This is a genomic window from Rubneribacter badeniensis (genome assembly GCF_002899695.1).
In the GTDB taxonomy this organism is placed as follows: Bacteria; Actinomycetota; Coriobacteriia; order Coriobacteriales; family Eggerthellaceae; genus Rubneribacter; species Rubneribacter badeniensis.
On record NZ_PPEL01000084.1, the window covers coordinates 1 to 14,516 of the forward strand.

A 14,516-nucleotide genomic window follows, 5' to 3' on the forward strand; every position below is an offset into this window, starting at 1 on the left:
TATGGTCGCACGGCACCGGATTGCCGAACGGAGAGTTCTCCGGTGTTGCCTTGTAGATCTTCCCCAGATACGCGCGCAGGTTCGACGCCCCGCAATGAGGGTCGCGCGCCCACGGATCGATCAGGTGGTTCACCGCGCACAGCTCATGCCCGCCGCCGGATTGGTCGAACTCGGGGAACCACCACTGATGCTCGCAGTTGATCGTTCCCTCCCGAATGCCGTAATACAAGTCGGCCACCTCGCGGATCTTCCCGTAGGGCGTTTCGATCCACACCCAATCCCCCTGCTCGATGCCGTGCCGCTCGGCATCGATCGGGTTGATCTCCACACGTGGCACCGGCCACAGCTCTCGGCACCACGGCAGCTGACGGTGCTCGGAATGGAAGTACACCGGGATGCGGCGACCCGTCGTGATGACGAGCGGATACTCCGCGTACATGTCGGGGTCGCTCACCGGGCTGTGGGGCGGCTCGGTGTAGGTGGGCAGGTTCCATTGGCCGTCGGGATGGAACGACTCCATGACCGTCGACCAGATCTCGATCTTCTTGGTGGGCGTGTAGAATCCGGGAAGCCAGTCGCCTTGGCTGCCGACGAATCCTCCTGCGTTGCGCGCGCGGTTCGCACCCGTTTCGTAACGGCGGTACGTGCCCCACAGCTCGGGCTCGACCTCCTTGCAATCCCACCAACCATGCTCCTGGAACCGCTCTTCGAACACTTTCCAGCCCTGCGGCTCGAAGCCCGCCACCGCCATGTCGAGCATCTCCTCCACGCTGGGATACTCCGGAAAGCCGGGGACGATGTTGTAGGGAACGCCCTTCTCCTTGTACAGCATCTCGATGATCTCGCCGTCGAACTTCGCCTCGGCGGGAGGCTCGATGCATTTCACCGTGGCGCCCATCGCGCCCGACGCGCCCTGCGACGAGCGCGGACTCGAAAGCTCCAGAAAGTGAGCCGCAGGCAGCACGATGTCGCAGGTGCCGCCACCCGGCGTGTGCCACAGGTTCGCCTCCACGTAGAAGTCGAGCTTCTTGAGCGCTTCCCACGCCATGCCCGTGTTGCACTGGTTCATGAAGTTGCCCGACGAGTTGAACGCGCCCACCACCGGGTACGGATCGCCCGTGAGCACGGCGTTCCACGTGGCGGTGGCGTCGGCCCACATGCCCCACCACTGAAGAAGCGGAATGTCGTCGCTGCCGAGTAGTTTCTCCATCTGCCCGGGCGAGAGCATGGGCACACCGGAGCCGTTGTTCGCAAACCCCATCTGGCCGCCCTCGATGGGCGCGCGCGTCGACGCCCGCTGACCGGCCGGCGTGTCGTAGTTGCCGGTGATGGCCGTGAGATAGTCGAGAGCGCGCACGTTCTGTATGGCGGTGTTGGCGTGCTCGGTGGCCAGCATGTACTGGATGCCGCCATTGCCATAGCCCTTCTCGGGGTGCAGCCGTGTTCCGTACGCAAGCGCCGCCTCGCGGATTTGGTCGGCGGGAACGCCCGTGATCTCGGCGACGGTGTCCGGATCGTATTCGGCCGCACGTTCGGCGTACAGCTGGAACACGGGACGGACCACGTGCGCAGTGCCGTCTTTGAGCGTGACCTCGAACTCTCCGAATAGGGCGGGGTCGATCTCCGGGTCAAACGGCGTGGGATCGATGACGAACCCTTGGTGCAAGCCGGGCGCAAGGTTCTCCTGCTGCGCCTCCTTGCCAGCCGTGGGCTTGACCCATTCCTCACCTTCCCAAAAACCCGTTTCGGCATCGAAGTACGTCAGCTTGTCGGCCAGGTTGTCCCATACCATGAAGCGCTTCGGACTGCCGCCCTCCATAAGGTCGGACTCCTTGAGCAGGCGGGTCCTCAGCTCGAACGGCGTCATGACGATGGGCGATGCCTCGGTCCAACCGCTCGGCTCCATGTCCTCGCACACGAGGAAGGGCCCGTTCGTCCACTTCTTCGTGAACAGGTCGTCGTACAACTCGTTCTCGATGATAACGTTCGTCCAAGCCAGCGCCATCGCCCCGTCGGTTCCGGGACGCAGGTGCAGCTGGTAGTCGGCCTCCTTGCCCATGTTCGTCTCGCGCGGATCCACGCAGATGTGCGTGCTCGCGCGCGTGGCCACGTCCACCGTGGTGCGGCACGAATCGTCGTAGTTGGACATTTCCGACGCGCCGCCCCACGCCACGTACACGTCCGGATGCGCCACCGTCTCCATCCAGCTGTCAGCGAAGCTCGAGCACATGAGCGTGCCGAAATGGCGCGGCCCCTTGCAGATCTGCCACGCCTGCACGATGTTGGGGGAATCCCACAGATACATGCCGTTCGACGCGCCGAACATGCACCACACGCGCGAGGTGCCGCACATGCCGAACAGGCTTTCGCCGCCGTATTTAGCCTGGAGCTCGTCGAACTTCGACACGATCGTCGATATAGCCTCGTCCCAGCCGATGCGCACCCAGCCGGGATCGTCCGAATCTTTCGGGTTCGTGCGTTTCATCGGATAGCGCAGCCGGTCGGGATGGTAGGCCGCCTGCACGGCGGCCTGCGATTTCGTGCAGCAGTTCCCCATCGATTGGAACGCCGTCGGGTCGCCCTCCAAGCGGATCACGCGCCCATCCTGAACAACCGCGATCACTCCGCACTCCATCTTGCCGCAGCCGCGGCACCCGGTGCGGATGCGCTTGACCTCGCCGGATGCGTCGCTTGCCGCATCGGCACTCGCAAGCCCCGACGGCACGCTCGCGAAGGCCGCCATCGCCGCCGTGGCGGCCGCAAGCCCTGCGAACGTTCGACGCGACATGGTGAGCTTTCCCATACCCCCTGTCTCCTCTCTTTCGTTCGACACGGCGCAAGCGCGCAATCGGATCCGCTCCAACCTCGCGCTTCGCCCCCATGGCCTTAGTATGAGAAGCCGCCGAAGGATAGGGAAATAACGTTTTGGCCCGACCCGACGAATCGCCATGACGGTTTGTCGAGCGCGCATGCCCCGTCGTCATAGGACTATGCCAAACGGGCATGATCGCGAAGCGATGCGTCTGCCAAACCCGCCCGTGATACAATGCAGCAAAGGGGGAATTCGGAGGAAGAGCCATGAACATCGAACATGCGAGGGAGTTCCTCACGCTGGCTCAATGCCTGAACTTCACAGAAGCGGCGAACGACCTGAACATGACCCAACCCGCACTGAGCAAGCACCTCGCCGCGCTCGAACGGGAACTCGGCGCAAAGCTTGTCGATCGCACTCGGAAGAGCATCCAGCTCACAGAGGAGGGGAGGATGTTCTTCGAGACGTGCGGCATCATCGTGAACCAGTACGACAAGATGCAGCGCGCGCTCGACGAGATCAAAGCAGCGCGGCCCCTGAAGATCGGAGGACGGTTCGACGATGCCGATGTCGCCACGCTCATGTCGATGGCGGCCATGATGTATCGCAATGCCCACCGATCGTCCCTCGCCTTCGCCCGAAGCGACGGACACGACGAGCTCGACGCACTCGAAGCAGGGGAAATCGATCTATACATCGATTACGCGAACCCCGCGAGGCTCAAGGAGCGAAAGCTCTCCTTTCGACCGTTCGTCTCCAACCCCCTCGTGGCCATCGTCGGATCGGATCATGGGCTTGCGCACCGCGCCCGCATTGAATGGGAGGATCTCAAGAACGAGACGCTCGTGAAGTTCGTGAGCGACAAGACGAACCCCGCATGGGAGCAGATCGAAGAGCTGTGCCGCGCCCACGGCTTTGCCCCGAAGACGCGCCCCGTCTCGTCCCTCAACGACGTGGAATTCTTCAGCACCCCTTTGCACGGCAGCGTGCTCATCTGGAAGAGGACGCAGAAGCAAATCGGCTTGCTCCTCGAAACGGGGCAACGAGCATGCGTGCCCCTGGCCAGCGAGAACGCGCGCATCACCGCGTATCTCGTGTTCAGGCCCTCCGACGAAGCACGCCTTGCGGGCCTCTTCGAGGCCATCGACGAGGCGAAATCGCTCATCGAGAAGCGCAAGAGGCGCGAGGACGCCCCCGAGTGACGGCGCAAAGCGCTCAGAACCACGCCTCGCGTGAAGCACCTGCACCGATTCGCCTCATCGTTGCAGCATTGCATCGCATCTGAAGCAATGGAGGAGGACGGCAGAGCTTTTTGCGGTCACGAATCATGAAAAACTTTTCGATATATTACCGTGAGATGCGTTAGGAAGACTTCTGGATAGTTTCAGGCGCTTCAAGACCCTTTCGCCATCCCTCTTTCGGTACTATATCGTCAGAAAACTTCCGATTCTTCACCGTTGTAAGCAAAACAAGACCATCAGACCAACATCGCGGTAAAATATCGATGAAACTTTCCCCTTTCTTTACCGTGATGCATGCCTTGCCCGTCGACGTGGGGAAAGGAGTCGCAAGAGGGAAGGAGGAAGGGCACATGGGGAGCATGGGGAGCACGGAAAGCACAGGGGGCACCCCTGCAATCCCGTCGCAGCCTACCCCCACGCCTCCGACAGCAAAAAGTCGGCCACGTGCATGGTGCGCACGCCCTCGTAAGAGCCCTCGGCGAAGGCGTCGGTGCGCAGGACGTACTTCGGATAGCCGTCCCTGACGGCGAGCAGGTTGCCGTACTCCCGCAACTCGGTCGCCTCGTCGCCTATCTCGCGCGCCACCTGGATGTAGAGCCGCTCTCCGCGCCGCTGCGCCACGAAATCGATCTCCCTCGACCCCAGCTTGCCCACATGCACGTCGAAGCCGCGCCGCCTCAGCTCCAGGTACACGACGTTTTCGAGCAGGGCCGCCGTCGAAGTGGGATCGTATCCCAGCAGGGCATGGCGCAGCGACGGATCCGCCAGGTAGAACTTCTCCTGCGTCTTCAGGATCTCCTTGCCCTTCACATCGAAACGCGAGCACCGGTGCAGCAAAAACGCCTTCTCCAGAAAAAGCAGGTAGTTGTACACCGTCTCCACGCCCAGCACCCGCTGCTGGCTCTTCAGGTAGTCCGCCACGCTTTTCGCGGAGAACGTCTTGCCGGCGTTGTCGAAGGCGAAGCGCACGATGCGCTCCAACAGCTCGGGCCTCCTGATGTCGCCCCTCTGCACGATGTCCCTCAAAACGACCGAGGCGTAAATGTCGCCGACGATCCGATACGCCTCCTGATCGCCTAGATCGCCCAAGCTGACCACGGGAAAGCCACCGCGCCGCAAATACGCGCCCAGCTCGTCGCGCGCATCCCCCACAGCCGCCCCCTGCGCGCGCTTGAAATCGAGGAACTCCGCAAACGACAAGGGATGCACGGGAATGCTCACATAACGCCCTGTCAGGTACGTGGATATCTCCGAGGCGAGCAGGCGCGAGTTCGATCCGGTGACGTACACATCCACGTCGAAGTCCGTCATGAGGCTGTTGACCACCTGCTCCCAATCGGGCACCTCTTGTACCTCGTCAAGGAACAGGTACACCCGCTCGGAAACGCCCGCCAGACGGTCCGCGATCATGCGGTAGAATTCCGCGCCCGTTCCCATGCCCGTGAAGGCGAGCGAGTCGAACGAGTAGCGCACAAGACGATCGCGCGGAACGCCGCGACGCTCGAGGTGGTCCATCAGCATGAGGAGGATGGTCGACTTGCCCGAACGACGGATCCCTGCGAGCACCTTCGCAAGCGGCAGGTCGATATACGGCTCGATAGCCGCCCGGTACCGCGGCCTGTCTATCATAAGCGCCATGCCTCCCCTTCCCTTTTGATAGTAAGTTTTTCTAGTATACCCGAAAAAATTTTTCATTTAGTGTCGATTTTTCTTACACGTTAGAAAAACTTTGATGAAAGAGAAGGGCATGCCGTGCCGGAGCCGATGCGACCACGCAGTCCTCTCCCCGCTCGGGAGACAGCTCCTTCGACGATTCACCTTGACAGAACGCATTGAAAGCCCGCGCGCCGGATGCCCGAGCGGCAGACACCCCCGAAGAGAGGTGCGGAGATGCGGACGCCGCGCGGCGGCGGGCCCGAACGCGGAAGCGCCCCGCGCGGATGCGGCTCGCCCGTTTGCAAGGGGGTTCGGGGAGAGAGAGCCGCGCCCGCGCGGGGCGCTCGGGGCTGGGGCGGGAGGGGCCGGGGCCGGCCCCTCCCAAGCGGAAACCCTAGTAGAACATGAACACCGACAGGCCGAGCTCGTAGAACACGACGCGCAGGCAGACCGCGCCGGCGAGGGCGCAGGCTATCGCGGCCGCCCCCCAGAGCTTCCAGTTGCCGGACCTCCTGCCCATGAGGGCCGCCGCCAGCGGCAGGATCCCGCCGACGGCCACCGCGCCGATCCACAGCAGCGGCGCCTGGGCGGCGACCGCGGAGGCCGCGTCGGCCATGCCGGCGGTGGGATGGGTCGGGTCGAAGTAGTACCCCACCTCGGCGAAGGAGCCCCCGCTCGCCTGCAGGAAGGCGGCGAAGGCGATAGCGGTCACGGCCGCGAGGGCCGCTCCGACGAGGGCGGGCAGGCCGGCCGGCGCGAGGTCGTCTCCGCGGACGGCCATGACGAGCGCCATGGTGCACGGCCCGAGGACGCACGCGTTGCCGAGCACGTAGAGGATCCAGAGCGCCGAGTCCCACGCGGGGCGTGCGGCCATCGTGTAGGAGTGGGCCATGGCGGCCACCAGGACCGCGCACGCCGCGACCGCGGCCCAGCAGAGCCACTTCGGCGCCGTGGCCCCGTCGTCGCTCCTGCGCATCGCCGCGAGGTAGGCGATGGCCACGACCGCCAGAACCACGATCGCGACGAGCTCCTGGGTGATGCCGGACGAGAGGTGCCCGAAGCCGTTGAAGATCCTCTCCCAGTGCTCGAGGTGGAAGAACACCGCCACGCCGCCGACGGCCAGAAGCGCGGCCGAGGCGACCCACGCCGGCAGCTGGGACCTCTTCGCGTGCCCGCCGGCGGCGAGCAGGGCCTGCGTCCCGAACAGGCCCGCAGACCACGCCACCAAGGTCGTGAACAGGATCAAAGGCCATTGCAGCTCCATGCTATTCCCCTCCCTGCCACTTCATGTCGCGCAGGATGTACGCGAACGACGGCTTGTTGCCCACGTCGGGCAGCTTGTGAACCTGCTCGTCGGAAAACTCCTCCAAAAACTCTCCGGCCGTCTCGCCCCGAGGACCGCGGAACTCGCGCACATCTCCCTCGGCGTCTCCGAACCAGCGCGCCATGCCGCAACATTGCGACACGCACTGGGGCAACTCCCCCTGGGCGATCTTCTGCTCGCAGAGGGTGCACTTCTCCACCACGCCCTCGTCTTCGTTCAGATAGCGCACGCCGTAGGGGCACGCCATGGCGCAGAACTGGCAGCCGATGCACTTGGACTTGTCGATCTGCACGGTGCCGTCGGCGGCGATGTGCGACGCCTCGGTGGGGCACACCTTCACGCACTCCGGCTCGGCGCAGTGCTGGCAGCCCACGTTGAGAAAGTACAGCTCCACATCGGGCCACTGCCCCGAGCCGCCCTCTTTCGGGTTCGGCCCGATGCGCAGGGTCTTGTTCCAAAAACTGCCGGTCGGCACGCCGTTGACCACCTTGCACGCCACGCTGCACGCAAGGCATCCCACGCATCGATCAAGATCGGTCACAATCGCATACTGAGTCATGATCCCCCTCCCTATTCGAACAAGTCCGGATGGACGCCAGCAGCGCCGATCTCCCACAGCTTCAGGCGAGGATCGGACGAATCGTGGATGATCTCGGTGCCGTCGTTGCCGCAGGGCACCGGATTGCCGAACGGAGAGTTCTCCGGCGTTGCCTTGTACACCTTAACCGGGTACGTGCGCACGTTCGACGATCCGTTGTACTTGTCTTGCGTCGTGCGGTCCGTGATGCAGTTGATGCACGACAGCTCGTATCCCTTGTCCGCCTGGGCAAGCTCGGGATACCACCACTGATGCTCGGCGTTGATGGTTCCGGGCGCGATACCGTAGTACAGATCCACCGTCTGACGCACCTTGCCCCACGGGCTCTCTATCCACACCCAGTCTCCCTGTTCAAGCCCCAGTTCTGCCGCATCGACAGGGTTGATCTCCATGCGCGGCACCGGCCAGAGCTCCCGACACCACGGCAGCTGCCGGTGCTCGGAATGGAAGTACACGGGTATGCGTCGTCCGGTGATGCACGTGAAGGGGTACTCCTCGTACGTCTTCGCATCGGCCACGGAACCGTGCGGCGGCTCTTGGTAGTACGGCAGCGCCTCGCTTTTGAAGCCGGGAGCCAGTTCGGGCCCATCGGTTCCGTCGGGATAGTACGACTCGATGGACGTGCACCACAGCTCGTGCTTCATCGTGGGCGTGGGGAATCCGGGGATGTTGATGTCCAGCTGCGCCGGCTGCTGGTGCGGTGCCTTGCGATACGCCTGGCCCACTTCGAAACGGCGGTAGGTGCCCCAATCCTGCGGTATCTCCTTCTTCATGTTCCACGTGCCATGCTCCTGATACGCGGCGGCAAGCTCCTCCCAAGTGTCGAAGGGGGCGCAACCCTGTTGGCAGCATTGGATGGTGAGGTTCTCGATCTCCATGTCCTTGCCCGACTTCTCAAGCCACGGATCATCTCCGTCGAACGCCGGCACGCCGAAGTACTTCGACAGCTCCATGAAATACAGAGGATCGGACTTGCACTCTCCCGGAGGATCGACCGCCTTGATGCACAAAGAGAAGCTTCCTCCCGATCCCTGCGCGATGCGAAACGCGTTGATCTCCGTCCAGTGGCACACCGGCAGCAGGATATCGGCAGCGCCCGACGTGGGAGAATGCCAAAGGTTTGCCTCGAACAGGAAGTCGAGCATGGTGAGGGCCTCCCAGTTGTACCGCGCGTTGCCCATGCTCATATGGTCGCCCGACCCTATCATGCCGCCATGGATGCGGTAGGGCGCATCGGGCTCCTGATGCGCCGCCTCCATGGCGGCGTTGCAGTCGCACCACACGGAATACCAGTACAGAAGCGGCATCTTGTCGTTTCCGGCCATCTTGAGCGACAGCTCGGCATCGGGCATGAATGCGAACGCGGCCATGGACGGCAGCATGGAGCACGGCCCGGACTGCTCGGTCCAACCATTCGTGGCACCGCGCTGTCCACCCGGCGTGTCGATGGCACCGACCATCGCGCACGCCGCCATGATGGCGCGGCAATTCTGCGTGGAGTTGCCCGCATGCTCGGTTCCCAAACCGTAGTTGATGCCGCCATTGGGAATGCGCGGGTCGACGCGCGTGGCCCACTCGACGCATGCGTCCTCGATGAGCTGCGCGTCGACGCCCGTGATCTCGCTCACCTTGTCCAACGTGAAATTCCCCAGGTACTCCGCCCAGATATCCCACGTCGGACGGCCCGTGTGCACGCTGCCGTCTTTAAGCACGACGTCGAATTCGCCGTACAGCGCCGGGTCGATGAGCGGATCGAACTCCGACAGATCGGCCACCCAGCCGGCCACCTTGCCGGCGTCGTCGCGCATGCGGGAAACGTCCTGAGTGAACCCGCTTGTCTGCTTCGCCCACGTCTCGCCTTCCCAGTGCGCGTCGGCCGGATCGGCCTGCCAGTACGTCCAGCGTCCGTTCAGCTGGTCGTACACCAGGTAACGCAGCGGATTGCCGTCGCCCTCGACCTCCCAATCCACCATGGACGGGTCGATGTCGGCCTCGGTCAGAAGGCGCGTCCGATAGTCGTAGGGTTTCGCCCCGCCGCCGTTTTGCACCTGCTCCTCGTAGCCGGTCGGCTCCATATCGGGAACCACGATGAATGGAGCATTCGTCCAGCGTTTGATGAACAGGTCGTCCTGCAAGTCGTGATCGAGGATGACCTTGCACCAACCCAAGGCCATCGCGTTGTCGGTGCCGGGACGCAGGTTCAGCCAGTACTTCGCCTTGCGCCCCAGGTTCGTCTCCCGGGGATCGACCGAGATGAAGGTGTCTGCTTGGCGCGCCACGTCCACCACCGTGCGCGATGCGTCATCGTAATTCGAGATGGATTGGTCGGTCGCCCATTGCACGAACACGTTCGAATGGTTGATGACCTCGCTCCATGAGTACGCCTGCACGTTGTCGAGGCGCGACGCGAAATGGCGCGGGCCTTTGCACACCTGGTACGCGGCGATGATGTTGGGCGTGCCGAACAATTCGAGCGCCATGCCGGCATCTGACTGCATGCACCATTGACGCCCTGTTCCGCACCAGGTGAACAGGCTTTCCGGGCCGTACTTGTCCCTGATCTGCATGATGTTGTCGGCGATGGTCTGATACGCCTCGTCCCAGCTGATGCGCACCCAGCCGGGATCCTCGCTTCCCTTCGGGTTCGTGCGCTTCATCGGGTACTTGATGCGGTCGGGATGGTATGCCGCCTGGATGGAAGCCTGACCCTTGCTGCAATGGTTTCCCATGGTCAGGAAGCACTCCTCATCGCCTTCCGTGCGGATGACCTTGCCGTCCTGCACGTACACCCACACGCCGCATTCGACCTTTCCGCAGCCGCGGCAACACGAGCGCACCTTTTTGACGCCTTGGCTGTCAGCGCTTTGCGTCTTGGCCGCCTCGGTCGTCTCGGCAAGCGCCGACGTCGTGCCCGTCCCAAGCGCGATGGCCGCGCCCGACACCGCCGCCGCTTTCGCGAATGCGCGGCGCGTCATCATGAGCTTCCCCATGCACCCTCCTTCTCTCGGAATCTCTCGCCTTGTCCGAGTATCCGAAATTCCCAAGGTGTAGGGAAATAACGATGGGGAAGATTCGACCTGCCATCGTCCGTCAAGCGCATATCGTTATTCCGTTTTCGCAGGAAGAAGTTCAAAACGATGCGAGGTCATTGGCCGCGTGCTACTATTATGACAAGGGGAAACGCTCTATCGAGCGAAAGGGGGACGCAATGAACATCGACTTCTATCGCGAGTTTATCGAGCTGGCGCGCCGCCTCAACTACACAGAAGCGGCAAAGGCGCTGCACATCACGCAGCCGGCCCTCAGCAAGCACGTGGCCGCGCTCGAGCGGGAATTCGGCGCCAAGCTGCTTTTCCGCGACCGAAGGGCCGTGCAACTCAGCGAAGCCGGCCGCATCCTCATGGGCAGCGCGCTTGAGATCGTCGACGCGTACGACCGCGCCCAATCGGCCATCGCGGCCGTCGTGAAAGAGCGGCCCATCCGCGTGGACGGCATCCTGTACGACAACACGGTCTCGAGCATCATCTCGCTCTCCACCGCCCTTTTGAACGACCAGCACCACGTGCCTATCCTCTACGAGCACCACGAGGGAAGATCGCTGCTTGAGCTGCTTGAGTCGGATCAGATCGACATGGTGTTCGCCTACGACGAAGAGAAGTCGCTCGTCGAGAAGGGGCTCGTGTTCAGGCCGCTCGTGCAAACGCCGTTCGTTGCCGTCGTGGATCGGGATCATCCGCTCGCCCATCGATCCGAATTGCACATGGAAGATCTCGCGAACGAGACGTTCATCCAGTTCGTCGACGAGTACTCCATCTCGGGATGGCGACGCATCGAGCAAGTGTGCCGTGCGCACGGCTTCGAGCCGAAGAAAAGGCCGCGCCTCGGTCGAGCGGTGACGAGCTACGCCTCCACTCCTCCCGAGGGCGGCGTGCTCATGCTGCAGAAAGACCTTCGCCAGCTCAAATTTCTCGAGGACATCAACCAAACCGTCAGCATCCCCATCGCAGACGACGACGCCCACTTCATCATCTACTGCATCTACAAGCAGGGAAACGAGCGACGGCTGAAGCTCTTGCTCGACGCGCTCGAAGAATCCCGAGAGATCATCATACGCCACCGCCGCGACGCCGACTGACCGCAACGGCAACAGCCCGTTCGCGAAGGCACGCTTCGCGAAGGCGTGTCGCGAGAGATGACCGTCTGCACCCGGCAGAGACACAAAAGAAGACCACCCGCGCGGGCGCGTTAGAGCTTCGCCCCCTCCCATTCGACAAAGACGCGCAAAGGACGCGGAAGCGCCCCGCGCGGATGCGGCTCGCCCGTTTGCAAGGGGGGGGTTCGGGGAGGGAGAGCCGCGCCCGCGCGGGGCGCTTCGGGACGATCTATGCCCTCAAGGGAGGCATCGGCATGGGAGGGGCGTCCTTCCGCGCCGAGCCACGCGGCCATCATGCGGCGGCCTGCACCCTCAGGGCTGCGACAGCTTGGAGGCACGAGGGCCCTCCGGAGCGGATCCTGCGCGCGAAGCCCCTTCGCGCGAGAAGCGGTAAGGGATCCGCGAGAAAATTTCCATATGTTACCGAACACGGCGCCCTCGGCCTCCTGTTCGCGTGGGACGGTAAAGAATCGGGAGATTATTCACGATATGTTACCGAAACCATCGAATCGACCTGCCGGATCGAGCATCGAACGCTCCTTTCAACCCGCCTCCCCCGCATCGCGGTACAATATCGGGCATTTTTCCCAAATCCATTACCGAAGCCCCTCCGCATCCCGGCCGCGAACGGGAAACGGCGGCAAAGGAACGCCCGTCCGGGGCGAGCGCGGCAGAGGAAGGCGCCCACCCGGCGGCAGATCGAGGCGAAGGGACGCCCCTCTCGCGGCGAGCGCAGCGGGAGGGCGCCGCTCGGCAGCAAGCGGAGCCCGCTTCTCCGCATAGCGCCCGGAGGAGGGCCGCCCGTCCGGCATCGCCCTGAGGACGGCCCCTCCCGCCCTGCGACATCGCCGCAGGGCGTCCGGCCCTAGTAGAACATGAACACCGACAACCCGAGGTTGTAAAAGGCCACGCGCAGACACACCGCGCCGACCAGCGCGCAGAGGACGGCGGTGGAACCGCATGCTTTCCACAAGCCGATCGTGCCTTTGCGCACCGCAAGCCAGCAGAGCGCCAGCGGAACAAAGGCCCCGACCACCACCCCGCCCGCCCACAGCAACGGCGCCTGTATGGCCACCACGGCAGCCGGGTCGACCATAGCTTGAGTGGGACGCACCGGGTCGAAGTGGTAGCCCACATCGACGAACGACCCTCCCGACATCTGCAGGAAGACCGCAAAAGACAGCACGCACAACGCTCCGACGGTCGCGCCGATCACCGCGATCCGTCCAAAAGCCCGCGCGCCATGGGAAGAGCGCGCCACAACCTCGGACCCGACCGCGCCATGAGAGGCACGAAGGCTCGCTTCGCCGTCCGATGCTCCGAAGCCCGCCGCAGCGTCGGCAGCTGCAAGGCCATCGGCAACGTCAGCCACCCCATCCTCCCTGGCGCCCGCGCCCGCATCTTTGCGCAACGCCATGACAACGCCGCACGTGGCAGGCCCCATGAGCAGAGCCGCGCCGACAAGGGACAGGACCTCAAGCACGCTGTTCCACGCAGGCCGCGCGGCCATCACGTAAGAATGGGCGCAGACCACAACCAGCACCGTAGAGATCGCGACCGCAAGCCAGCCCATCCATCTCGGCACGGTCCCGTCGCCGGAGCGGCGCAGGAAGACGAAGTACGCCACGGCCACCACGGCGAACACCACGATCACGATGAACTCCTGGGTGATGCCGGACGAGAGGTGCCCGAACCCGTTGAAGATGCGCTCCCAGTGCTCGAGATGGAAGAACACCGCGATGCCCGACACGGCCAGCAAAGCGACCGATATCGCCAAAAGCGGCATCTGCGATCGACAAGCGTGCCCGCCGCTCGCAAGCGCCCCTTGGGTGCCGAACACGCCAGCCGACCACGCCACCAGCGTGGTGAAGATGATCAAAGGCCACTGAAGCTCCACGTTACTCGCCTCCCATCCACTCGTGGCCGCGCAAGATGTACGCGAACGACGGGTTGTTCCCCACGTTCGGCAGATGATGCACGTCGGATTCGTCGAACGGCAAGGCGAACTCGCCGAGCTTGATGCGCTCCCCGCCGTTCTCGGCGCCTTCAAAGCCCTCCAGCCCTTGATCCAGATCGCCGAAGAAGCGCGCCATGCCGCCGCACTGCGACACGCACTGGGGAAGCTCCCCTTGGGCTATCTTCTGCTCGCAGAGCGTGCACTTCTCCACGACGCCCTCCTCCTCGTTCAGATAACGCACGTTGTAGGGGCAGGCCATGGCACAGAACTGGCAGCCGATGCACTTGGACTTGTCGATCTGCACGGTGCCGTCGGCGGCGATGTGGCTCGCTTCCGTGGGGCACACCTTCACGCACTCGGGGTCGGCGCAGTGCTGGCACTGCACGGTGAGGAAGTACAGATACGACGACGGGTCGCCTGCCCCGCCGATCGGGGCGTTCGGCCCGATGCGCAGCACCTTGTTCCAGAAGCTGCCCACGGGCACGTCGTTCACGGCCTTGCACGCCACCGAGCATGCGAGGCACCCGACGCACCGGTTCACATCGGTGACGATAGCGTACTGGGTCATGCCTCACTCCCTTCCCTCGTAGACGGGCAGCCATTCCTTCAAACGCGGGTCGGACGCATCGTGGATGATCTCGACGCCGTTATGGTCGCACGGCACCGGATTGCCGAACGGAGAGTTCTCCGGTGTTGCCTTGTAGATCTTCCCCAGATACGCGCGCAGGTTCGACGCCCCGCAATGAGGGTCGCGCGCCCACGGATCGATCAGGTG

Annotated in this window: 10 protein-coding genes; 2 read left to right on the forward strand and 8 right to left on the reverse strand. The window is 63.7% G+C overall.

Going from position 1 to position 14,516, the window contains the following annotated elements:
- On the reverse strand, nt 1-2,803 hold a 2,803-nt coding region (locus tag C2L80_RS11185), incomplete at its 3' end, for a molybdopterin-containing oxidoreductase family protein (RefSeq protein ID WP_103263220.1).
- Nucleotides 2,804-3,078: 275 nt separating this feature from the next.
- On the opposite strand from C2L80_RS11185, the gene C2L80_RS11190 reads away from it, so the two are divergent.
- Nucleotides 3,079-4,014, forward strand: a complete 936-nt coding sequence (locus C2L80_RS11190) for a LysR family transcriptional regulator (protein ID WP_087198718.1) — start codon at nt 3,079-3,081, stop codon at nt 4,012-4,014.
- Between the two features lie 447 nt (nt 4,015-4,461).
- Here the strand turns inward: C2L80_RS11190 and C2L80_RS11195 are convergent, their stop codons facing one another.
- The 4 genes from C2L80_RS11195 to C2L80_RS11210 all read right to left on the reverse strand — a co-directional run bounded on the left by C2L80_RS11195 (nt 4,462) and on the right by C2L80_RS11210 (nt 10,621).
- Nucleotides 4,462-5,691 (reverse strand): ATP-binding protein, encoded by a 1,230-nt coding sequence (locus C2L80_RS11195; RefSeq protein WP_224758861.1) that lies wholly within the window; start codon nt 5,689-5,691, stop codon nt 4,462-4,464.
- Between the two features lie 412 nt (nt 5,692-6,103).
- The gene (locus C2L80_RS11200) at nt 6,104-6,973 is read right to left on the reverse strand and encodes a DmsC/YnfH family molybdoenzyme membrane anchor subunit (protein WP_087198761.1); all 870 of its coding nucleotides are present in this window, start codon (nt 6,971-6,973) and stop codon (nt 6,104-6,106) included.
- Nucleotide 6,974: 1 nt separating this feature from the next.
- The gene (locus tag C2L80_RS11205; protein ID WP_087198760.1) at nt 6,975-7,592 is read right to left on the reverse strand and encodes a 4Fe-4S dicluster domain-containing protein; all 618 of its coding nucleotides are present in this window, start codon (nt 7,590-7,592) and stop codon (nt 6,975-6,977) included.
- Nucleotides 7,593-7,603: 11 nt separating this feature from the next.
- Nucleotides 7,604-10,621, reverse strand: coding sequence for a molybdopterin-containing oxidoreductase family protein (locus C2L80_RS11210; RefSeq protein WP_087198759.1), 3,018 nt, complete (start codon nt 10,619-10,621; stop codon nt 7,604-7,606).
- 218 nt (nt 10,622-10,839) lie between these two features.
- Between C2L80_RS11210 and C2L80_RS11215 the strand changes: the two genes are divergently transcribed.
- Nucleotides 10,840-11,766 (forward strand): LysR family transcriptional regulator, encoded by a 927-nt coding sequence (locus tag C2L80_RS11215; protein WP_087198758.1) that lies wholly within the window; start codon nt 10,840-10,842, stop codon nt 11,764-11,766.
- An 883-nt stretch (nt 11,767-12,649) separates the two neighbouring features.
- Here the strand turns inward: C2L80_RS11215 and C2L80_RS11220 are convergent.
- The 3 genes from C2L80_RS11220 to C2L80_RS13930 form a co-directional block, all read right to left on the reverse strand.
- A complete protein-coding gene (locus C2L80_RS11220; protein WP_087198715.1) occupies nt 12,650-13,681 on the reverse strand; it encodes a hypothetical protein in 1,032 nt (343 codons plus the stop codon).
- Nucleotide 13,682: 1 nt separating this feature from the next.
- The gene (locus C2L80_RS11225; protein ID WP_087198716.1) at nt 13,683-14,309 is read right to left on the reverse strand and encodes a 4Fe-4S dicluster domain-containing protein; all 627 of its coding nucleotides are present in this window, start codon (nt 14,307-14,309) and stop codon (nt 13,683-13,685) included.
- Between the two features lie 3 nt (nt 14,310-14,312).
- Nucleotides 14,313-14,516: hypothetical protein (locus C2L80_RS13930; protein ID WP_157941074.1), on the reverse strand; the 204-nt coding region annotated here is incomplete at its 5' end.